This window comes from Methanomassiliicoccales archaeon, assembly GCA_029907465.1.
In the GTDB taxonomy this organism is placed as follows: domain Archaea; phylum Thermoplasmatota; class Thermoplasmata; order Methanomassiliicoccales; family JACIVX01; genus JACIVX01.
In genome coordinates this window covers 18943-41405 of record JARYLV010000006.1, presented here as the reverse complement: position 1 = coordinate 41405, position 22463 = coordinate 18943, and the positions used below count along the sequence as shown (strand labels likewise).

The following is a 22463-nucleotide window of genomic DNA, read 5'->3' as shown; positions in this document are numbered from 1 at the left end:
CGTGTTCGAGACCTAGAAATCAAAAGCGGAGTCGCCAAAGCTGAGTGCAGGACATGGTTCGATGCATTTCCCGCAGTGAACGCACCTGTGGGGGAGAATCCGAATGTGATCCTGCTCTAGCATGAGTGCACCCTTGGTGCATCTTGCGATGCACACTCCGCACCCGACGCACTCCATGGCCTTGACTACTGCTTGGCGCACCTTTTCTACATTTTCTTTTATCACATCAGGGCTATGTCCCTTGGCAATGATCGCCCCTTCTTTCGTGACGATCACATCATTAACTCGACAGAAGTTTCCCCCTGAGTCGACCTCTACCTCCCCCACGATATTGAGGAGGTTGCAGACCTCCATGAAATTAAGGGGTTTGTTAAAGACACCCTCGGCACTGTATCCCTTGATGCATGGGGAGAAACCCTCTTGCATGATCAATGTTAAACCCCTCTGCGGTGCTCTTACTCGATCGATTTCATCGAACTCGTGGCGATGCCGCAGCGCATCGTCCTTCCCTAGGCGTTTGAGTTCATCGACTATCGATTGTGGTACCGTTTTCCATCGCCATAGCCCGAAATTAACCCAGTCGGCACTGAACCCCTTCCTCGAGGCGTAATCATAAAGGTAATCTTTCCATTTGTTGTACGGTGCACAATTCATTTCAACGATTTCCAATTCGGACAAATCTGAGGCAGGGCAGAGGTAGCACCCGATTCGATCGAGCCCCTTTTCATACCACGGATTGGCTTTTTCACCCTTTGAAAAGATATAAAGCCAAACATGCAAAGCTGTCCAGTCTTGGATCGGTGACGCCCCAATTTGACCAGGTGTCCACGGGTTTTTCCATACACGATTCTTTTCCGCCCTGCTCTCCGACTCATATCTCCTCTGGCCGATGAATGAAAGGAGCCCTCCTGGAAAGTTCTTTGTGATTGCCTTTACTGTCGGGCCGAGTTTATTTGTCTTACAGCACCATCGGTAGTCTCTTCCTGGCGGTCCAAAGACATCGAGGTGCCCGTAGAACGCATTTTCACTGGCCTTTTCGACGATGACTTCGAGCTCGTATTTTTTGGCTATTTCCAGTACATATTGAACAGTCTCTTCGAACTCAAGACCGGTGTCAATAAAAAGTATTGGGAATCTAAAGCCTGCGTCGATTGTGAGCAGCAGGCAGGCGAGGCTATCTTTTCCACCAGAAAAGGACACAGCACAGGGAAGCTGGCACCTTTCGACAGTTTCTCTTATGAATCTTATTGCATCATTTACCCTTCTCGAAATGACCGTCTCGTTGGCTTTCAAAACGTCTGACCAATTCGGTTTCTTGACCTGTAAAGAGTGTTTCATTGGCCTTTCAGCCCATCTCACTTTGACCGCTACCCCTCTTTTTCTCTCCATCATATCCTTCCCAGGCATACGAGCCGTGCCTGTCGCAAATGCGAAACGATCCTTTGTTAAGATAACGACTTCATCTCCAACTTTCAATTCCTCCGCCGTTTCGAGAACTCCTGGAGCCATGAGGTTTGTATGACGTTCGACAATCGGTTCAATTGTGCCATCATCTGCGATCACAAATCCTCGTTCCGCAATGTCACTGATGGCTCTAGCAGCTGGCATGCGGAGCAAAAACCTCCAACCCATCCCAATATCATACCTTAGGGCACCGGCTACTTCTCCATTGACAATAACCTCGTCCATACGGTCCAGCGCGGGAACTTTATTTAGCAGAACGACCGTTCCTTCAGGTATGACTCTTTCCCCACAGCGTAGACCGAACTGTTTGTCAACGATTTCAATGATTTTCTTAATATCATACGGAAATGCGGGGCGAACATCGCCCGGTGGTGTAATATCTACGACGTAAGTTTCATTTCCACAGGTCCCACATCTCCTTTCCTCGAGTATCGGGAGGTTGCAGTTTCGGCACCAACGAAGATGCATTTTTCCAAGGTGTACGACGCCCACACCATAGCGAGTCACAGATTTCGTATTAAAATCTATCCCGATCCTTCGAGACACCGTGCCCAGTATTGAAAGGTAAATTATACTTGAAAGGATTTCGCGGTATTGTGATCAAGGGAACGCGACGAACAATGGGTTTGAGCTCACCGATAAGGGATTTCCTTGTCTACGCGAGACAGCTCGAAGAAAAGGGTATTAGAGTCCTCAAACTCAACATAGGAGACCCCAATAAGTTTGACTTCGAGACGCCGAGGCATATCAGGGAAGCTCTATGCCGTGCCGTCGAGGAATGCGATAATGGATATGCTGATGCTGAAGGTATAGTTGAGCTGAGACGCGCGATTGTGGAAAGGGAAAGAGAAAAGAACGGTATCGATCTTGATGTAGGGGACGTCGTAATCACAACGGGGGTCACCGAAGCGATTCAGGCCGTGATTGCAGCCTCGGTCGAGCCAGGTGATGAATTGTTGCTGCCCGGTCCTGGTTACCCAACATACTCTGAGTATGTTTCGTTTTTTGATGGTGTGCCAGTTCCTTATAAGAAAGACGAATCAAATGACTGGCAGCCAGACTTAGATGATATGAGAAAAAAGATCACGAAGAAAACGAAGGGGATCGTTGTGATCAATCCTAACAATCCTACTGGGGCAGTATATTCACCGAAAACGCTCAAAGCCATCGCGGATCTTGCTGCCGAATATGGGTTGTTCTTGATCACTGATGAAATTTATGATCTCATGACCTTCGATGGAACACACTATTCTCCGTCAACACTCGCGCCAGATGTGCCGATAATCATTTTCAACGGGTTTTCGAAGGTCAATCTCCTGCCGGGCTGGAGGCTTGGTTACATCGCTTTCCGAGACGCTGGTGGCCAGCTTGAAGAAATAAAGTCAGGAGTCATGCGTCAGTTGAGGGTCAGACTTTCAGCAAATCACCCGTGTCAGATTGCAATGTTGCAAGCGTTAAAAGGTCCAAAAGAGTACATGGAGGAAACGAATCGGAAGTTACGGGAAAGAGCGGTCTTTGCTTACAAGAGATTCAATGAAATTGAAGGTCTGAGCACGACGAAACCAAAGGGGGCTTTCTACATCTTTCCAAAAATTGAATCGAACAAGTGGAAGAGCGACAGAGATTTCATCCTGGATGTTCTACTCAATGCCCACATTCTTTTCGCACCGGGATCAGGATTTTGCAAGACGTATGGGACTGGGCACTTCCGGTCAGTTTTTCTGCCGAGCATTGATATATTGGCCGAAGCGTTTGATAGATTGGAGGACTTCTTGAAAAGCAAGTGATCGCATTTAATTCTCTTCTTCTTCAGAAAGAATAATAAGGATGGAAGCACAAGAACTCATACGATGTGGATTAGCGGCTGCGGCTATGCCTGTGAAATATGTGCGATTAGAAAAAATGGCCGATGCCTGGGTTGTTCGCCGGAAAACAAGCAGACATCTCTATGCAGACTCTTTCAGTGTTTTGAATCAAAAGGATTTGAGACCTGCCTTCAGTGCGAGGACCGTTTGAAATGCGGCAGGTACAGCATGGCACTTAAACAGTGTCCGATTCGACGCTCGATCGTCGGCCATTGGTGAGATTTCTTCAATCATCGAATCCTTCCCATGATTGAGGGAAGACCTTTTCGAGGCCAGCGAGCTTGATACCTGTCATAGCCGCTGTATTGAGATCGATTGCCCTAAGATCGTCAGCTGAAATTGTATCGAGTCTGTCATGGCCAGATAGCATGGCCAGAATCTTCAATTCCTCAGCACATGCGTGGACGAAATTGACGAGCCGCTGTGAAGCTGTTTCTACATCAATACAAGCTCTAAACCGCGCTTCCTGGGTTGCAAGTCCGTAATGGCAAGCGCCCCTATGACACGACATACATCCCCGGCAGCCGAGAGCGATTTCCGCCGCGGCGCCAAAACCCACAGCATCAGCTCCGAGGGCTATGGCCTTGAACGCATCTGCACCGTCTCTGATACCTCCAAGAGCGATCAACTTCACCTTACCCTTCAGGCCCATGTCCTTCAGCGCCTTCGAAGCTTGTCGAATGCACGCAATTGTTGGAATCCCGGCATTCTGTGTGACAACTTCAGGTGAAGCACCGGTTCCACCTACCATCCCATCGATAGAGATCGCATCAACGCCAGCCTCTGCAGCGATATATGTGTCTTCGTAAGGAAGGCTCGGACCCATTTTGATCATGATAGGCTTTTCGTAATTTGTTAAATCGCGGAGAATTTCGACCTTTTTCTTGAGATCCTTTTGATCACTGATGTCGTAATGTCTGCACGGTGACAAAGCATCTGTTCCAGGTGGCAATCCCCTGATCATCGCGATATCTTCTGTTACCTTTTTCCCAAGCAGGTGACCTCCCATTCCGGGCTTAGCCCCCTGGCCAATCTTAATCTCGATAGCATCTCCTGCCTGAAGGTAGTCTACTGAAACGCCCCATCTCCCTGTCGAATACTGCACTGCAAGATAACCACCAGGACTCCATTTCTTCACACCTTTTCTTCGCGATTCCTCGTTCTCGTAGCCGTGTGCAAGGGTCGCCTCACCTGGAAACATGCCTCCCTCACCAGTGTTAGCAAGTATGCCCAATTTTGCGGCTGCAACGGCAAGTGCCATTTTCCCCTCTCTTGATATGGCTCCATAAGACATAGCGGCAAAGACAAACGGATAGTTGAGTCTGATCGGATTTGCGCACTTCCCCTCTCCAATCGTAACTTCCATCCTGAATTTCTCCCTGTACTTGTCCTTTGGAGGCCTTGATGCGAGTTGCGAAGGCACCACGACGAGACCGTCAAAGTGCGGTATGTTCCCCATTGTACCGTAACCTCTGATCTCATATTCTCCCGTCTGTGCCTTCCTATGGATCTCCTCAATTGTCTGAGTTGTCCAAATCCCTCTCGAAAATGATTCTGGAGTTGCGGGTCTAATATAGATACAACTGTTAGGACACCCCTGTTCCATACATATTTTGCATCCCACGCATGCGATTTCATTCGCAACGTATACTCTTCCCATCTCATCTCTCGCGAAAACCCCCTGTTCGCAAGTGTCTATGCATGCTCCGCATTTCCACGGTTGTTGCCAACTCCTGCATCTATCTCTTTCGATGGTCACCCAGTAGTGCCCTGCAAGTGTCATCGCACCCCTCCACCTTCTTGCATCTGCGTCTTTTCGCTATAAAAAGGCCTAAATGTTGCTGGGATAATCTTTTGAAAGGCACGGGGACTGATATTCAACCCTTCAACCGCCAAGATCGTATCGAGTTTATCAAGGTCAGAAGATCGAAGTTTTTCCAATTTAGCATTGTTCCCGAGATCGCTGTAGGAGCCAGCAATGTAAATCGCGCCTCGGATCATGTAATCTCCCAACGCCTTTCCTGCGTCCCCTAGAACGACGATGTCGCCCCCCACCATGTAAGTTCCTGCGTTATTTCCGATATCGCCTTCCACAATGATCGTTGCACCCTTGTTCATCGTTCCAAGAAAGTCACCAGCAGATCCCCTGATCCTAATGACCCCGCCATAACAATAAACGGCAGCACCATCTCCGACGTCCGAGCCGACTTCTATTCGTCCAGCTGTCATGCCATCACCAAGAAATCTGCCTGAAGACCCCGTAACAACGAGTTCAGCACCGGCATTTAGTATCCCGAAATAATCACCGACATCACCGTGGATGAGAGCTTTCCCCGAGCGCAGTCCTCCGCAGAGGCCGTCGATATGTGAAGCGTTAAAGATCTCGATGCGGTCAGTTGTTCCGATCAGTTCTCTTATCCTCTCATTACAAATCCGCATGTCCAGGTCGGTACAATCGATAGAAGCAGCCATTTTCACCGCCTCACTGAGAGCTGGGAGTAGCGTTTCAAAGCCTCCAGCCTTTTTTCTGGATCAGTGAGCCCCTCCAGCATTAGGAGCAACTCTTCATCGTAGAGTTGGGACCTTTTCCTCTTCTGTTTGTTCCGCTTTGCAATATAAAGTTGATTCGTATCAACACTCTTTGTGATCTCAAGATGGCCTGTCTGGACAGCTCTCGTTAGCAAACTTTCTCCGGCAGCGTTCCTTGTGATGATCGTGCAGTAGCCGTATCGCGAGCCAGTGTAGCCTATTGAAAGGTCAGCCGACTCTGCGAGGTAATCAGTACATCTAGCGCAACCCATCCGGAGGTATTTCTGTGTGTTTGCCAGTGAGATTTCTCTGACTGTACCGTCACGCAGCGTCACTGTGAGAAGCTTTTCAGCGGTGGAACGGTCCATCATTGCAATATTCCTCGGTGAGATCCCCATCTCTTTCTCAATGACCTCGGAGACGAGATCGTGCATGCAAACTCCGGCGCAAAATCTCCCGATGAGTATCCTCAGTGATTTTCCGTAGATTTCGAGTCCCTTCATTTTCGACTTCTGAATCATCCTCGCAGCGTCGATCACACACGGGGCGCCAACGAGGGCGATTTTTCTCAGCGACTTGTCATGCACAGCCTCATTAAGACTCGACAGTGTCGGAGACCAGATGAACTGGTGTCCAGCACAATCGTATATTTCGCTTTCGGTGGTCACAACCCTTGAAAAAGGCTGCCAAGTCCATCTATCGACATCGGTGACAATGGCACCATCTATGAAGCCGCTTTCGAGCGCGCTCACAAGCAACTGGTTTAGGACATCACTGAGAAGATCTCCATGCCTACTTCTCAGAGCGGTTAGACAAGACCTCGCTGAGACGACAGAAACCATCTTCCCCTCCCCCCACTCCCTCAGTCGCGGACATACTTCGACACAGAAGGCCTCGCAGCCGAAACAAGGATCGATAGCGTACGTGGAAAGGCCAAAACGTTTTGTCAATTTCCGGTGGTCTGGGTTTTGTTTTCCATCTGGGAAATAAAGGACTCCTCTTGAGCAACATGCCACGCAGGCGCCGCAACCCGTACACTTACCGAGACTCCACACATAGGTTTCGAGCTCTTTTGACATCACGCCACCCCCTTTTCGCGGACGCGCTGCTCGGTGGCAATTGATTTCTTGAGGGGATTTGGTCCGAGGCGCCTCAAATCTGCCACGAATTCCTTCACAACTTCTGCAAACCTCCTGCCCTCAGAAGCGGATATCCACTCGACTCTGACCCGTTCGGGCTCAAAACCATAGTCCCTAATCATCTCTCTCAGATTGTCGATTTTTCTCTTCATGAGCTGGTTCCCGATCATATAATGGCAGTCACCAGGGTGGCATGCGCCGATAAAGACGCCGTCCGATCCCTTGAGAAGCGCATAGAGGACGTGAAATGGATCGATTCTTCCGCTGCACATAATTCTGATCGGGAGGACATTCGGCGGGTACTGATACCTACTGACTCCCGCATTATCAGCTCCGGCATACGCGCACCAATGGCATAAGAATGCGACACTCCTGATCTCATCTTCTTTTGTGTCCTCCAAGGCTGCGTCTATCTGTGCGATGATCTGGTCATTTGTGAAGTTGTGTAGGGTAATCGCTCTGCACGGACACGCTGCAGCACATGCCCCGCATCCCTTGCATAGTAGACTGTTTATCTCAGCTACAAGCATCTCATTCTGTATTCTAATCTCGATCGCGCTGTATGGACAGGCCTCAATGCACCTTGCACATCCTGTGCATAGTTCTTGGTCGACGACTGCAACCGTTGGGTCACGGACTATTTGTGCGTTCATAAGGATCCCGAGTGCGCGCGACGCTGCGGCCAAGCCTTGTTTCATTGATTCAACTATCCCTTTTGGATACTGGGCTGTACCAGCAATGAAGATGCCATCAACAGAAAAATCCACCGGACGTAGCTTTGGGTGGGCTTCGAGAAAGAAACCGTCTTCTGAAAGGGGTACCTTGAGCATTTCTGAAAGGATCTTATTGTCTTCTCCCGGTATGAGTGGGACAGCAAGGACGACGAGATCAGGCCTGATCACAAGCTCATCGTCACTGACCACATCCTTTATTTTTACATTCAGCCCGTCCAATCGGTCAATTCTTGGCGGATCTTCTTCACCGAATCTGATGAATCTGATTCCGACCTCACATGCCTCCCTGTAATATTTTTCTAAAAGCCCATTAATTCGAATATCTCTATATAAGACGTAGATATTCGATTGAGGGCTCATCCGCTTCAGTTCAAGAAGATCCCTGAGGGCAACCTCGCAACATATCTGAGAGCAATATGTCCTGCCCTCATTTTCTCGCGAGCCAGCACAGAGAATCTCCACGATGTCGGATCCCTTTGCAGTCCCATCTTCCAGCATTCTCTCGAATTCAAGCTGGGTGATAACGCGTTCATCCAATCCATAATCATAGATGCCATCGGGCCGAAGTAACTCAGCACCAGTTGCAAGAACGATTACGCCAGCCTCGATGATCCTGTCCCCAATAAATGGACCTGTTTCCACCAGACCTCCTTTCCTGAGTTTGACAACAAAGTGCCCTACAGAACCGCTGACTGCTGCGATCGATGTTGATGTCAACACCTCTATGTTCTTGCAGGATCTGATAGCATCGATCATCTGGTTGGACAACTTTTGCGGTAGTTCGGCATCGAGGTCTTTCAAATGATTGTCTTTTACACGGCCACCAAGAACATCCGATTTCTCAACGAGATACACTGGGAAGCCCTTAGACGCGATAGAAAGAGCAGCTGTCATGCCAGCGATTCCGCCGCCAATGACGATTGCTGATCGAACGACCTCACTCCGAATCTGTTTCATCGGTCTCGCAAGGGCGATATTGGCAATTCCCATTCTCACCAGTATTTTGGCTTTTTCTGTCGCTTTTTCTCTATCGTGCTGGTGAACCCAACTGTCCAATTCCCTTATGCTGACAAAACCAACGAGGTTCCTGTTCAGTCCCGCGCGTCTGCATGTATCCTGGAACAATTGAAGATGGCTTCTCGGGCTACACGCAGCTACGAGTATCCTGTTTAGTCCTAATTCTTTGATCGCCTTTTGAATGGCGTTCTGGTTGTCTTGGGAGCACGCGTACATGCATTTTTCTGCGTAGGCCACTCCGGGCAACATCGAGGCATAGTGCACGACCTCGTCCACATCGACGACAGCGCCAATATTCATCCCGCAACTGCATACAAAAACACCAATTCTTGGCTCCTTTAGCGCCGTTTCTGAAATAAACTCCTCATCATCCTCCAGTTTGACAACTCCCACACCGCTCCTTTGAGTAACGACGCAGGCTGCGGTCATCGCGTCCGTGACTGTATTGGAAATGTCTTCAGGCCCTCTCGCACAACCGCAAACAAGAATGCCATCCCTTGTTGTTGCAACTGGGTTTGAGTCGAGGGTCTTGATAAATCCGTTTTCATCAAGATCTATGCTGAGCATTCTTGCAAGCTCCGCAGTCCCATTACTTGGAACGATAGGGGGGCAGAGAATGAGGAGATCAACGGTAGTTGTAAGTATTCTATCAGTTTGCCGATCGTGGTATCTGACCCTGATACACCCCTCCTCATCCTCCTCGACGTCCCCTATTAAGGAGGGAATGTACTGGATTCCGGTTTCTTGCCTCGATCTTCTAATGAACTCTTCATGTCCCTTTCCAATCGTTCGAAGGTCATTGTGAAAAACAAGAATCTCTGATTCAGGTAAATGCTCCTTGGTAAGGATCGCTTCTTTCGCTGAATAGATGCAGCAGATTTTCGAGCAGTAGCTCTTACACCCTTCATCCCTTGATCCTGCACATTGGACGATGCCGATGCGTGTGGGTATTCTGCCGTCGGAAGGCCTCGCAATGATGCCCTTGGTTGGTCCTGATGCGTTAAGCATTCTTTCGTATTGCAAAGCCGTAATAACATTCTTGAAACGCCCGTACCCGTATCGACCGAGATAGTTCCCATCAAAAACATCAAATCCAGTTGCAACAATGATCGATTTGACATTGATGTCGACAAATGTCTCCTCATCATCGAATTTTATGGCCCCAGCCGGACATTTCTTTTCACAAACCCCACACACGCCTTTCGTCAATTTGAGGCAGTGGTTCTCATCAATCGTTGCAACCCGCGGAACGGCCTGGGGGAAAGGGATGAAAACTGCTGATCTCTCTCCCAGTCCTTCATTGAATTCGTCGATGAGATGCTTTTGAGGACAGTGATCGGCGCAAATACCGCAACCCGTGCATTTTGTGACGTCAACATACCTTTTTTTCACTTTGATTTTCACGTCGAAACCGTCTTCGTGACCTTTAACATCCTCGATTTCAGAATACGTCATCAAATGAATGCGCGGGTTCCTTGACACCTCAACCATCTTTGGGGCGAGGATACAAATTGCACAGTCTAATGTAGGAAAAGTCTTGTCCAGTTGTGACATCCTACCGCCGATCGACGGTCTGCGTTCGACGAGAAAAACCTCGTGGCCATGATTGGCGAGTTCGAGCGCGGAAGAAATACCCGCTATCCCCCCGCCGATGACTAGGACCTTGGTGGTCTCCTCCTTCATAGTATTGCCATCCTAGGAGGCACTGCCGGCGCACTGCCTCCGAAGTTCGCATTTCTTCTCTCGATATAAGATTCTTTCGGACAACCCAGACAATAATTATCACGGAGAAAAAGCCTGAGAAAATTATATAAACAAGATTCATGCGTCCGGCGCCATTAGCGAATTTTTCTTACGAAGTTTATTTGTTGTTCTCCGAAATTTCGCAAAAAATTGTAAGAGAGGAAAAAATCAGGAAAGGGCTTTGAGTAATTTGACGCACGCCTCTACGGCCTCTCTCGCTTTTTCAATGCGCTCCTCAGCCTGGAGCCTCGTCATTCCTGGACCACTGATGCCGAGCGTTACTGGTTTATCGTATTCAAGCGCAAGATCGGCGATTTTTCTGGCAGCATGCTGCATAATTACCTCGTCGTGCTCGGTCTCGCCTTCAATGACGGCGCCGATCGTCACGATTCCATCGATGTCCTTCTCCTGGATCATCTTCTTGATCGCGAGTGGCATGTCAAAAACACCAGGAACTGTCACAATTTTTGCGATGTTGACGTCCAGAAATTTCGCGTGTTCCTTCGCCCTTTCCAGCATCATCGATGTGATGTCGAAATTATACTCAGAGACAACTATCCCTATGTTGAATTTCCTCATTATTCATCACTCCTTTAACGGGCCAACATCTTCGTAGCCCTGTCTCAAACCTTTGCCGGCATTTCTCGTAAGAACCTCTGGTCTAAAGAGAAGATTGTATGCGTTCAGAGCGTGTTCCCTTGCCCTCCTATCGGCTAGCCATGCAAGCGTTTTCTCGTCAGGTGCTTCGTCTTCGTGCACGAATACTTCGATTATATGTTTATTCGTGAGTAACTGACATTGGATCAGACCAAGGGAAGCTTCGTGCGCACATGTCTTGTCGATTGCTTTACCACCCGGCATGCCGAGTGCAATGACGATATCGCATTTCTGTTCGTCAAAGAGTTTCTTGCATGCGATCGGCAGATCCTTGATGCCAGGCACGGTGTAACGGACAATCTTAAATCCTGTACCTGCCTTTTTAAGTTCGTCGATAACACTCGCACCCATGTCGTATCGAGCAAAAGTCGTATCAGCGATCCCGATGATCTTCATGATCCCTCTCCGTTTTTTCGATCGTCTTCTTGAATGTGTACCAGTCAATTATTTTCTGAATAATTTTCCTTGTTCCGTTCAGGTCGTCTTCGTATTTTGATAATCGGACGACTTTCGCTTTGATCCCCCTCCGGGCGAGTTCTTCCTGCAGTTGCTCTTCGTCAAATTCCTGATCGTATCCAAGTGCTATAATATCTGGCCTGATCTCCTCGACAATTTTGAATATATCACCTTCGTGTCCGATGAGAGCCTTGTCGACCGGTTTTAAGGCCTTGATCAACTCAAGCCTTAGCTTTTCTGGCGTCACCGGCTCATGTTTTCTTTTTCTCACCGTGGAATCTGTAGCGACTACGACGACCAGTTCATCCCCCAGCCTTTTAGCTTCGTTGAGGTAATGAAGATGGCCGACGTGCAGTAAATCGAATACGCCTGTTGCCATGACGCGTGTCATCGCAACCACGCACCAGATCGCCATGCTTCGATGATCTCTCTCCCTTCAAGAAATACCAGTCCATGCTCTCTCGCATACGCTTTTGCTAGTTCCTTTGGAAGAGCATTCCCGTCATCACCCATCATTTCGCATATTGTTGCGGTCGGTATGACGCCAGCCATGACGGTCATTGCAGTTGCTAGCTCAGTATGGCCGAACCTTGAGACGAGCAAATCTTTTCGAGCATTGAGGAGGTACACGTGACCTGGGGCTCTAAAAAGCCGTCCGAATTCCTCCTTTGCCCATCCGTTTTCTGTTTTCAATGCACGCCCTGCGAACTTTGCGAATTCAGAAATCGTGAGTGCCCTGTCTTTATCCGTTACCCCAGTAAAAGTGTTCCGGTGATTGATTGTAATTGAAAACGCTGATTTGGTGTCGTATGGGATGTCATTTGGGCTGAGCCGTGAAAAGATCGGATAGCGATCTGAAATGTTGCTGAAAACGTCAGCCAGGTATGGAATCCCGATGAGTTCTCGGATGTCATTGTGCACGGTAGTGCAAATCAGTCCGCCTGCGTCCTTTCTCATCGTCCTGATGACCTCTGGCGTGACTTTTTCCGAAGCGATGACCATGTCCGTCTCTCGTTCTCTATTGTCTGCATCATAGATTAGAATGATTTTTCCACTACGTAAGTCGTGGAGAGCTCTAGTCACATTTTCGAACATGGTGGATCGCATCCAAGCTGATAATTGGCACTAATATTATTCCTTTTGTAGTTACCAAACTATTAGTAGCATCAATTGATCTGGAAATCATAATTGCCAGTCGTTTCTACCTTCCATTTCGAAAAGATGAATTTTTCTCTGCTCCCCCTAAATGTATTTCTCCCGCTGTCAAATTCCTAAAGGCACGATAAACAGAAAATGAGCGTTCTGCGCGCATCTAATTTATTATGACAGCGATTATACGAGTGATGCACGAAGAGCTTGACAATATCCAGCGGATGACCCTTATTGACCAGTCAAAAATGATCAAATATATACTTGATTTCCCAACTCAATTACGAACGATCCTCGACTCATCTTGCCGTTACAAGCCATTTGGTGTTGAGGGCGTCTGCATCTGTGGCGTTGGCGGATCCGCGATTGCTGGTGACATTCTATGTGAATATCTTTCAGATGTCTCGACATCACCAGTTTTCATCATACGATCGACCCGTCCTCCAAAATGGGCAAGAGAGGATACGCTCGTCGTCGTCGTGAGCTATTCTGGTGATACAATCGAGACCTTATCATTGTTTGAAGAAGCGGTCCGCAGAGGATGCAGAGTCGTCTGCATCACATCTAATGGAAAATTAATGGAGAGATGTTTATCCCTTGATATCCAGCATTTGAGTTTGCCAAAAAACATCATGCCGAGGGCTGCGCTCGGGTATATCCTCGGAGCAATAGCGATCATCCTTGATCGCGAAGGAATCGCGCCTCTGGTATCTGAATTGAGGGCTAAATCGGCAGTGCTAGAGTCGTATGTGAAGGCCTGCTCGCCTGAAATTCCCCTGAGCTCAAATGAAGCGAAGAAGCTCGCCAAACGGTTGTATGGACGCGTTCCGGTAATCTATGCTCCTAGGAATCTCCGCGCGGTTGCCGCCCGATGGCAAAGTCAGATCAATGAAAATGCGAAGATGTTGTCTTTTTGCGGTGAAATCCCAGAGATGAATCACAATCAGATTGTTGGATGGCTAGAAGGTCAATATGTAACTGAGTGCCTCCCTGTTTTCCTTCGGGGTTTTCCGACAGACTCAGTCTTAGCCAATATAACTGATGTCACTGCCAGAATGTTTGAACGGAAGAATCTAAATGCTGTGACCGTTGATATCCCGGGGAAAGATGCATTAGACTGTATCCTGCGTGGTATCGTATTGGGCGACTTTGTTAGTTATTACTTGGCGATGTTGAAAGGCATTGACCCGACTCCTGTTAATTCGATCAGTGGGTTGAAGAGTGACTTATTGAGTGCCATGATGAGGGACAAATAGCTAAGAGTTAAACGCGGAATTGCGTTTATCTTTGAAAGTTTCATGCTAACATTTACCAATATGTTTTTTATAGAGATTTATTATCTCGTGTCGTGACCCTATGAAAGAAGACGCATTCTGGATACGCGAACAAGTGAAAGCACATTGTAAATGGTTCGAGGAATCCCTTCCTATGATCGCATCAGAAAATATCATGAGTCCCCTCGCTCAGGAGATGATGATCTCAGACTTTCACGGCCGGTATGCTGAAGGTATGCCTGGAAAGAGGTTTTATCAAGGCAACGAATATGTCGACCGTGTTGAACTCAAATCGATGGAAATTGCTAAGAGGCTCTTCAAATGTTCCTTCGTCGATGTTCGCCCAATTTCAGGAACCGTTGCTAATCTAGCCATTATCTATGCGTTGACGAAACCAGGGGACCTCATATCATCATGTGCCCTTGCAAATGGTGCTCATATTTCGATGGCGCCTTTTGGTGCCGTTGGATTGCGGGGGTTGAGAACAGTTGAATACCCTTGGAACGCAAAAGATATGAATATTGATATCGACGGAACGAGGAAATTGCTTTTGGAGACCAGACCAGTCGTTGCCCAATTCGGACTGTCTCTCTTTCTTTTCCCCGCGCCACTAAAAGAACTGAATGATGTCTTCGAGGAGATTGGGTGTATCGTCTGGTATGATGGGGCTCATGTTCTTGGTCTTATTGCAGGTGGGAAATTTCAGGATCCTTTGCGTGAGGGTGCTCATATTATCACGGCGAGTACTCACAAAACTTTCCCAGGGCCGAATCACGGGATCATTCTTGCAGAAGGAATCACAGAGGAGGTGGAGAAGAAGATCCGGAGGGCAGTGTTCCCGGGCGTAACAAGCAGTCATCACTTACACGCGATGGCGGCGCTGGGCGTGACACTCGCCGAGGAAGAGATCTTTGGTGTAGAATATGCAAAGCAGACCATAAGGAACGCAAAGGCACTTGGCGAGGCACTATATGAACTGGGCATGGAGGTACTCTGTCCTCATTTGGGGTTCACTGAATCCCATACTCTAGCCGTTGATGTTTCGAAATTTGGTGGAGGTGAGCGGGTCGCTAGAGATTTAGAGTTGGCGAACATCATCACCAACAAGAACTTACTGCCTGGCGACGAGAGTCCGCTCAGGCCTAGCGGGATCAGGCTCGGCACACAGGAATTGACGAGAGTAGGCATGCGTGAGAGCGAAATGAAGGAGATTGCAGAATTGATCTGGAAAGTCGCCGCGAGAGAGGCCAAGCCAGAATCCGTTAAGGAGGAGGTTAAAGAATTGAAGAAAAGTTTCACCAAAATCCGTTACTGTTTTGGCGAAGGCGAGGAGGCTTACGCGTACAGAGAGCTTTTCTAGGTCATTTTCTTCCTAATCTCTTCGAGTAGTTCGCACGTCATGCACTTTCCGTTGATTGTCGGCTCACCGCATTTACACTCCTGCATCGAAGCGGGTGGAAAGAGATCTCGAAGTGCTGGTAGGATTGCGTCGTAGCTTGAAAGAATCGCGTGTCTCGTTCCTGGACTTCTGTCCTCTAATTTGTTAATAATCTCTCTATATTCATTTCTCAGAGCTCTCTCCGCGTAGGGACATTCATCATCTGAAAATGGCAATTCTTTAAGCAGCGCGTAGAGATAATTTTCTTTTTCTGGTATAGATCTCAGTGGTTGGATTCGCGGAACGAGACCGGGCTGGATTTTGACATGGGGACCTAGTCTCGCAAGTCGCTCGATATCTCCCCGTGTGAAATTCATAAGGATCGATTGAGCCGTGTCATCCAGATTAAGGCCTGTGGCAATGGCATCGACACGCTCTTGCTTTGCGACCCTATTTATGCACCTCCTTCTCAGCACGCCACAATATGAACAAGGTGTCCTCTTTTTTACTGATCTCGCAATCTCGTCCATGTCGATGTCGAATTCTTCTCTAAAAGAAACGATGAAATGAGGCACTCCAAGTTGTTTTGTCAATTCTTTGGCCCTTGAAAGCGTGAGCGGTCTATATCCAGCGATTCCCTCATCAACTGTAATCGCACTCAATGTGATATCCCTTCTAACATGAAGTATATCTTTCAATGTTGATAATGCAACGGTGCTATCCTTACCACCGGAGAGAGCAACTGACAAGTGCTTGACGCGATCCAAATCAATCTGTTTTCTTAGTTCAGCTTTAACTCTCTTCTCAACAAATTCAATGAAATGATCCCTGCAGAGGTGCGTGCCATTGTATCGGATAAATGTTATCGCTTTTTTATTGCACTTTGAACATCGAGCCACAGTTTGTCAAGAAAACACCCATTTAAAAATCTTCTCATGCAAAATATTAAGCGACTTTGGTGAAACCCCATAAAATTGTTTTTCAATAGCTTACAGATTTTTCAAATATCTCATTTATTAGGTTATCTCAGATACTTTTCAAGGATCAGTAAGAATTTTCTGTCGCAAGAAATCAAACGAATGGCCCGTCGTCTTTCCAAAAGTGAAGCAATACTCAGGTTGATCGGAGACTCATCTAAAACTCAACGATGCATTTCATAAACGGATGACCATTCCAAAGGAATATAGGTAAGAACAAATCCAACAGGATCATCAGTTATCTGAGATGGCAATGAAGATTGCCTGATTTTCGCTTTCACTGTAATAATCCGTCTGCTCCAACCATTTCTTTAAGTTTTGGATGACTCTAGCAAAAGTATTAGTTATCGTAGATATTTTTGATTGGGTAGGGGCGAAGATGAAAGAAATTTGGATCGAGAAGTACAGGCCGAGGTCGCTGAAGGAAGTCATTGGCCAACAGGAAATCGTCGAGCGATTGCAGTCTTATTCTGAATCTGGCAATATACCGCATTTGCTGTTCGCTGGCCCAGCTGGCACAGGAAAAACAACGTGTGCGATCGCCCTTGCAAAAGAGCTCTTTGGTGATGCTTGGCGAGAGAATTTTGTCGAACTCAATGCTTCTGATGAGAGAGGAATCGAGGTCGTCCGAGGGAAGATCAAAGAATTTGCCAGAACTGCACCGATCGGCGAAGCGAGCTTCAAAATAATATTTCTCGATGAGGCGGATGCACTGACGCCTGAGGCACAGGCCGCCCTGAGAAGGACAATGGAACGATATAGTAAGACATGCCGTTTCATCCTTTCCTGCAATTACTCCTCCAAAATCATTGAACCAATACAGTCGAGATGCGCAGTCTTCAGATTTCGCCCGCTCAAGGTCGAGGATGTAAGAAAGTATTTGAAGATCATCGCGAAGAATGAAGCGCTTAAAATCACGGACGACGCTCTCGATGCAATAGCCCACATCGCGCAAGGCGATATGAGAAAAGCGATCAACTCTCTGCAGGTGGCGGCCTCGATCAGCAAGGATGTGACGGTGGATATCATTTATCAGACAGCCGGAATGGCGAGGCCCGAAGAAGTCAAGCTTCTGCTCGAGACCGCCCTAGCTGGCGACTTTATGGAGGCGAGGAATCTCCTAGACGAGCTCATGGTTCAATATGGTTTGTCTGGGGAAGACATTATAAAGCAGATCCATAGAACTTTTTTTGATCTGCAGATACCCGAGATTGAGAAAGTTCGACTGATCGACAAGACGGGGGAAATTGAATTCAGGATAGTTGAGGGCAGCAATGAAAGGATACAACTCGAATCCCTCCTCGCACATCTTGTTCTAGTTGGAAAAATCGGATCAAATGACAAATGATATGTCTCAAAATTGAACATGCCCTCAAGAAATTAGTTGGGTGATCAAATCTCGTAGCAATGAACGCGAATAATGTGAGTGGTTTGGAGTTTTTATAAACTCTAGATGAAATTTGTCTCTCTTGAACCTAATGGTTTTGTCTAAAAATCGAGAATTCTTCGGAAGTCAGTGCCACCTGAATAGATCTTATTTATTTTAACTCTCGTCAAGATGCATCTCTCGCATTGATATGATCTCTAAAGGAAGGAGCTCAGAAGCTATTTATAGTCCCTTTATGTTCATCGTCCGAGACCATTATGGCGCGATTCAAAGAAGCTGAGGAAAGGCTCCTTAACAAAAAGATTTGCATGAAATGCTACGCACGGAATGCATTAAGGGCGACCAGGTGCAGACGATGTGGATATAGTGGCCTCCGCGTCAAGTCTAAAGAAAGCAAGAAAAAGGCTTGAGTCTGCTTAGAGCAAAATCTTGACACCTTTATTCATTTTCGAAAGATTTTGGGATGTCTTTGCGAACTTTGGGGCCTCAGTGAATCATTTCGGTCGGTGAAGATAAATTTTTTAACGACAGTTATTAATTTCTAAAATGAATTGGCTTCATAGGTGCGGGCCCTGTTATCGAGGAGGCGGTTTGGATTAAGAAAATTCTCATTGCGGACGATAATCCAGCGGTACTTGAAGTAGTTTCGGAATTGGTATCTTCTGCTGGATATCAACCGATAACAGTAGCAGGAGGAAAGGAGTGCCTCACTAAGGCGGAATCGGAAAGGCCAGACCTCATTCTACTGGATATTACTATGCCTGATCTAGATGGTTGGAGTGTTCTTAGGGAACTGAAGCAAAAGGGAATTACGAACCAGACGAAGGTCGTTATGCTCACAGCGGCAACCGATGTCAGCACGGACATTTTCGGCTTGCAGGACGTTGTGACTGGATATATTAGAAAACCCTTTAATAACAAGGAGCTCACGGATAGGTTGAGGGCTATTTTTGAAGAGGCACCAGAAGTCCCTACCCAGGAATCAGAGAAAGAACCAAAGAAGAAAATGGGCCTTTTCGGGAAGCTGCGTGGCGCACGACAGATCCCGAGCGGAATGGAGAAGCCAACGAATTCCGCAATGCGCTACGAGATTAAGAAGGGCTTCAGTTATCTGGTCAAGGAAAAGAAGCCGAAGAAATCGTTTGAGATCTTTGTCGATCAAGTCAAACATAACATACAGGGACTATGTATTTCAAGGCAGCATCCCGAGATCATAAGAAAGACATGGGGTTTAGAAAAGACGCCGATTATCTGGCTGAGCAATCAGGTGGGAAGAGTTTACATCAATCCTACAAATATCAGTATTTTGAGCGATACAATCATTCGGTTCATTGAGAAAAGCGGCGAAAGTATCGTCCTCATTGATGGGATAGAGTTCCTCGTTGTCTCCAATGACTTCAACAAGACTTTACGGATGATCCATCATGTTACGGAGGCTGTTATGGAATATAAATCAAGGTTGCTCATCTCAATCGACCCACGAGCTTTCGACGCACGGGAACTTGCGCTGCTAGAACGGAACATGGAGATTATCGATGCGATGGAAGAATAGTCTCGAAACCTATTAAGTGAATGATTTTGCTTAGGGGTTGTGCCGCTATGGAGGGTCTCTGAATGACTGATTCAAGAATTATCAGGGTGTCAGCGCGAGAAATACTTGATTCTCGCGGCAATCCAACGGTTGAGGTTGAAGTAAGGACGAAAAGCGGTGCTGCAAGGGCAGCTGCGCCATCAGGTGCTTCAACCGGGACTCACGAGGCCGTTGAACTACGCGACGGCGGTCATCGGTACGGTGGTAAGGGTGTTCTGAAGGCCGTTGAGTCTGTCAATAAGATCATAGCGCCTCGCCTCGAAGGTATGGACGTGACCTGCCAGCGTGATATTGATCGCCTTTTAATCGATCTCGATGGTACCCCAAATAAATCCCGGCTCGGAGGCAACGCCATCACAGCTGTTTCTCTGGCGTGCGCAAAAACTGGTGCCGTGGTCACAGGTGTTGAATTCCATGAATATCTGGAAAAGGGAAGCAATATCTTGCCAGTGCCGTTAATGAATATCATCAACGGAGGGAAACATGCTGGTGGAAACCTGCGAATCCAGGAATTCATGATTGTGCCAGCTGGTATGAAAAGCTTTTCAGAGGCGCTAAGGGCAGGTGCGGAAGTTTACAGTTCCCTCCGTTCCCTGCTGAGAAAGAAATACGGTAGCGGGGCAATCAATGTTGGCGATGAGGGTGGGTTCGCGCCGCCACTCAACGCAACGGATGAAGCGCTCGACGTACTCATCAATGCCATTGAATCTGCGGGATATTTACCAGGAAAAGACGTTTTTCTTGCGGTCGATTCAGCGGCCAGTGAATTCTTCTCTGATGGTTTCTATGAATTTGATGGTAGGAGATTTAATGAAGACGAGATTATAGAGTTCTACAAGGATCTCGTCTCACATTACCCCATCATAAGCTTAGAAGACCCTGTAGAGGAGAACTCATTCGGGACGATGGCGAGGCTTACGCGGGAGATTGGAGAATCTATACAGGTCGTGGGCGACGACATTTTTGTTACAAATGTCGAACGTCTCAAACGGGGCATAGCTGAAGGAGCTGGAAACGCCCTGCTCCTCAAGGTTAATCAAATCGGTACTATCACCGAGTCTTTTGAGGCAGCAAACCTCGCTTTCAGATCGGGTTACAATGTCGTCGTCAGCCACAGATCCGGTGAGACGGAAGACACATCGATTGCGGATATAGCTGTTGCACTCGGGTGTGGCCAGATAAAAACGGGGGCCCCTGCAAGAGGGGAGCGGACGGCAAAGTATAACCGTTTGCTGCTGATTGAAGAGTTGCTCGGTTCCAGGTCAAGATTTCTTGGTATCGACGCTATCAAAAGGCTGAGGGGTGCTTAGAACGAACTGCGAAAAGAATATTAACGATTGTCGTTGATTAATCATGTCGGTGATTGCCTTGAGAAGAGCTGTTATTGTTGTTGATATGATCAATGATTTTGTATATGGCAAATTTGGGAGTGAGCGGGCGAGGGGAATCATACCGGCTATATCAAGACTTCTTGAGACTGCTCGCGCGAAAGGCTATCTAGTCATATTCACGAGAGATGCCCATGAAAGTAAAGATCCTGAAATGAAAATATGGGGCGAGCATGCGATGAAAGGAACATCGGGCTCTGAAGTCATTCAGGACCTAAAGATCCACAAGGGTGACCATGTCATTGAAAAAACAACGTACAGTTCCTTTTACAATACAGAACTAGACAGCGTCCTCAGGAGGCACAATGTTGATGAAGTCATCATCGTCGGCGTGACAACAGATATCTGCGTTCGCCACACAGCAGCTGATGCCTTCTTCAGAGGCTATAAAATCATCATTCCGAAAGAATGCGTCCAGACGATTTCAGACGAGGTCCAGGAAAGAGCTCTTGATGAAATGAAGAGATTATATCGGGCGGAAATTTGGGATCTTGACCGGGTGATTTCCTGAAGAAGTTCTTTTCAGCTTCTGATGAGGAAATTCTGGAAGGCAAGACCACTGATGTATACTTCACGAGAACGATGGAAGTTCTCAAAGCCAAGGGGATGCTGGCTCAGCACGCTCTCTCCGAATTCACGGTAGGTGACCTTCCTAACAACTGGAAATGGGGGGTTTTCTGCGGGCTAGAGGAAATCGTCAGATTAATGGAAGGCAAAAGAATCGACTTGTGGGGTGTCCCAGAGGGAACAGTTTTCAGAGCGCGCACAACGAGAGGTGTCAGGGTACCTATCCTCACGATCAATGGTCCATACTCCGAGTATTGCGTATATGAGACACCAATGCTTGGTCTAATGTGCCACTCAAGCGGGATAGCTACGATGGCAGCGCGCTGCAAAAAAGCAGCTGGAAATCGCCTTGTCATATCCTTTGGCATCAGGCGGATGCATCCCGCGGTATGCCCTGCTATCGATAGAGCAGCCTACATTGGTGGGTGCGATGCAGTTTCATCGCTTCTCGGGGCGGAGGCCATTGGTGAAGAACCGCGAGGGACAATGCCCCATGCATTGATCATCATGTTCGGCGACCAGAGAGAAGCTTTCAAAGCTTTTGATGAGGTTGTTGATGTAAGAATTCCACGCGTCGCTCTCATCGATACTTACTCAGACGAGAAGGAAGAAGCAATCATGGCGTGTGAGTCGGTAAAGAAATTGTGGGCAGTTCGTCTTGATACGCCTGGGTCGAGGAAAGGATCGTTTCCAGAGTTGATCAGGGAAGTGCGATGGGAGATGGACATCAGAGGATACAAACATGTCAAGATCATCGTTTCAGGAGGAATTGACGATAAGGTCATCCCTTCGCTCGTGGCAGCTGGTGCAGATGGATTCGGCGTAGGAACGAGTATAAGCAATGCTAGGACGATCGATTTCGCTATGGATATTGTTGAAAAAGACGGTCGGCCAGTGGCGAAGCGCGGAAAATTCGGCGGAAGAAAGTACCTGTTCAGATGCGACCAGTGTCTTGAATACGAGGTCACGGCATCAAAAGAGGAAGTTCCAAGATGCGCAAAGTGTCAGGGTGAGATGCGACTAGCGGAAATTCCAATCTTGGTCGGCGGTAAAAGGGTTTATGAGGAAAGGTCGCCGAAGGAGATCAGGTCTTACGTGCTCAAGCAACTCGAAAGGGTCGAGCTCGAATAGACATCTTTGCACTGTAT

20 protein-coding genes and 1 pseudogene are annotated in these 22463 nt (G+C 47.6%); 10 read left to right on the top strand and 11 right to left on the bottom strand.

Annotated features, from left to right (window positions below; all coding sequences use genetic code 11):
* Positions 1-12: 12 nt before the first annotated feature.
* Entirely contained in the window at positions 13-1956 is a 1944-nt protein-coding gene (locus QHH00_03785; GenBank protein MDH7508502.1) for a phosphoadenosine phosphosulfate reductase family protein, read from the bottom strand.
* Positions 1957-2060: 104 nt separating this feature from the next.
* Here QHH00_03785 and QHH00_03780 point away from each other — a divergent pair, with 104 nt between their 5' ends.
* Together QHH00_03780 and QHH00_03775 are read left to right on the top strand one after the other, a co-directional pair.
* Positions 2061-3251, top strand: coding sequence for an aminotransferase class I/II-fold pyridoxal phosphate-dependent enzyme (locus tag QHH00_03780; protein ID MDH7508501.1), 1191 nt, complete (start codon positions 2061-2063; stop codon positions 3249-3251).
* 40 nt (positions 3252-3291) lie between these two features.
* Positions 3292-3480: a hypothetical protein gene (locus tag QHH00_03775; GenBank protein ID MDH7508500.1), complete on the top strand. Its 189-nt coding sequence runs from the start codon at positions 3292-3294 to the stop codon at positions 3478-3480.
* A gap of 75 nt (positions 3481-3555) precedes the next feature.
* Here QHH00_03775 and QHH00_03770 read toward each other — a convergent pair whose 3' ends face one another.
* The 9 genes and pseudogenes from QHH00_03770 to ribB form a co-directional block, all read right to left on the bottom strand.
* Positions 3556-5112: a glutamate synthase-related protein gene (locus QHH00_03770; protein ID MDH7508499.1), complete on the bottom strand. Its 1557-nt coding sequence runs from the start codon at positions 5110-5112 to the stop codon at positions 3556-3558.
* A complete protein-coding gene (locus tag QHH00_03765; GenBank protein ID MDH7508498.1) occupies positions 5109-5801 on the bottom strand; it encodes a hypothetical protein in 693 nt (230 codons plus the stop codon). Before QHH00_03765 ends, QHH00_03770 begins: the two co-directional genes overlap by 4 nt.
* A 2-nt stretch (positions 5802-5803) precedes the next feature.
* Positions 5804-6937 (bottom strand): Coenzyme F420 hydrogenase/dehydrogenase, beta subunit C-terminal domain, encoded by a 1134-nt coding sequence (locus QHH00_03760; protein ID MDH7508497.1) that lies wholly within the window; start codon positions 6935-6937, stop codon positions 5804-5806.
* Entirely contained in the window at positions 6937-7398 is a 462-nt protein-coding gene (locus tag QHH00_03755; GenBank protein MDH7508496.1) for a hydrogenase iron-sulfur subunit, read from the bottom strand. The genes QHH00_03760 and QHH00_03755 overlap by 1 nt, the downstream gene beginning before the upstream one ends.
* A gap of 55 nt (positions 7399-7453) precedes the next feature.
* Positions 7454-10431, bottom strand: a pseudogene (locus QHH00_03750) (FAD-dependent oxidoreductase).
* Between the two features lie 228 nt (positions 10432-10659).
* Positions 10660-11070, bottom strand: a complete 411-nt coding sequence (gene ribH / locus QHH00_03745) for a 6,7-dimethyl-8-ribityllumazine synthase (GenBank protein MDH7508495.1) — start codon at positions 11068-11070, stop codon at positions 10660-10662.
* Positions 11071-11076: 6 nt separating this feature from the next.
* Positions 11077-11544 (bottom strand): riboflavin synthase, encoded by a 468-nt coding sequence (gene ribC, locus QHH00_03740; protein MDH7508494.1) that lies wholly within the window; start codon positions 11542-11544, stop codon positions 11077-11079.
* Entirely contained in the window at positions 11522-12019 is a 498-nt protein-coding gene (locus QHH00_03735; GenBank protein MDH7508493.1) for an FAD synthase, read from the bottom strand. The genes ribC and QHH00_03735 overlap by 23 nt, the downstream gene beginning before the upstream one ends.
* The gene (gene ribB, locus QHH00_03730; GenBank protein ID MDH7508492.1) at positions 11992-12711 is read right to left on the bottom strand and encodes a 3,4-dihydroxy-2-butanone-4-phosphate synthase; all 720 of its coding nucleotides are present in this window, start codon (positions 12709-12711) and stop codon (positions 11992-11994) included. The genes QHH00_03735 and ribB overlap by 28 nt, the downstream gene beginning before the upstream one ends.
* A gap of 215 nt (positions 12712-12926) precedes the next feature.
* Here ribB and QHH00_03725 point away from each other — a divergent pair, with 215 nt between their 5' ends.
* Both QHH00_03725 and glyA read left to right on the top strand, forming a co-directional pair.
* A complete protein-coding gene (locus tag QHH00_03725) occupies positions 12927-14009 on the top strand; it encodes a bifunctional phosphoglucose/phosphomannose isomerase (GenBank protein MDH7508491.1) in 1083 nt (360 codons plus the stop codon).
* Between the two features lie 100 nt (positions 14010-14109).
* Positions 14110-15387, top strand: a complete 1278-nt coding sequence (gene glyA, locus QHH00_03720; GenBank protein ID MDH7508490.1) for a serine hydroxymethyltransferase — start codon at positions 14110-14112, stop codon at positions 15385-15387.
* On the opposite strand, the gene QHH00_03715 is transcribed toward glyA, so the two are convergent.
* Complete coding sequence (locus QHH00_03715; protein ID MDH7508489.1) at positions 15384-16304, bottom strand: TIGR00269 family protein; 921 nt, start codon at positions 16302-16304, stop codon at positions 15384-15386. The two genes, glyA and QHH00_03715, sit on opposite strands and share 4 nt — an antisense overlap.
* Positions 16305-16761: 457 nt before the next feature.
* Here QHH00_03715 and QHH00_03710 point away from each other — a divergent pair, with 457 nt between their 5' ends.
* From QHH00_03710 to QHH00_03685, 6 genes are all read left to right on the top strand, one after another.
* Entirely contained in the window at positions 16762-17730 is a 969-nt protein-coding gene (locus tag QHH00_03710) for a replication factor C small subunit (protein MDH7508488.1), read from the top strand.
* Between the two features lie 296 nt (positions 17731-18026).
* Positions 18027-18179 (top strand): 50S ribosomal protein L40e, encoded by a 153-nt coding sequence (locus QHH00_03705; protein MDH7508487.1) that lies wholly within the window; start codon positions 18027-18029, stop codon positions 18177-18179.
* 200 nt (positions 18180-18379) lie between these two features.
* Positions 18380-19321, top strand: coding sequence for a DUF835 domain-containing protein (locus QHH00_03700; GenBank protein ID MDH7508486.1), 942 nt, complete (start codon positions 18380-18382; stop codon positions 19319-19321).
* A 62-nt stretch (positions 19322-19383) separates the two neighbouring features.
* On the top strand, positions 19384-20670 hold the full coding sequence (gene eno, locus QHH00_03695) for a phosphopyruvate hydratase (GenBank protein ID MDH7508485.1): 1287 nt from the start codon (positions 19384-19386) through the stop codon (positions 20668-20670).
* Positions 20671-20719: 49 nt separating this feature from the next.
* Positions 20720-21259, top strand: coding sequence for an isochorismatase family cysteine hydrolase (locus QHH00_03690; protein MDH7508484.1), 540 nt, complete (start codon positions 20720-20722; stop codon positions 21257-21259).
* Positions 21256-22446 (top strand): nicotinate phosphoribosyltransferase, encoded by a 1191-nt coding sequence (locus tag QHH00_03685; protein MDH7508483.1) that lies wholly within the window; start codon positions 21256-21258, stop codon positions 22444-22446. The genes QHH00_03690 and QHH00_03685 overlap by 4 nt, the downstream gene beginning before the upstream one ends.
* Positions 22447-22463 lie beyond the last annotated feature (17 nt).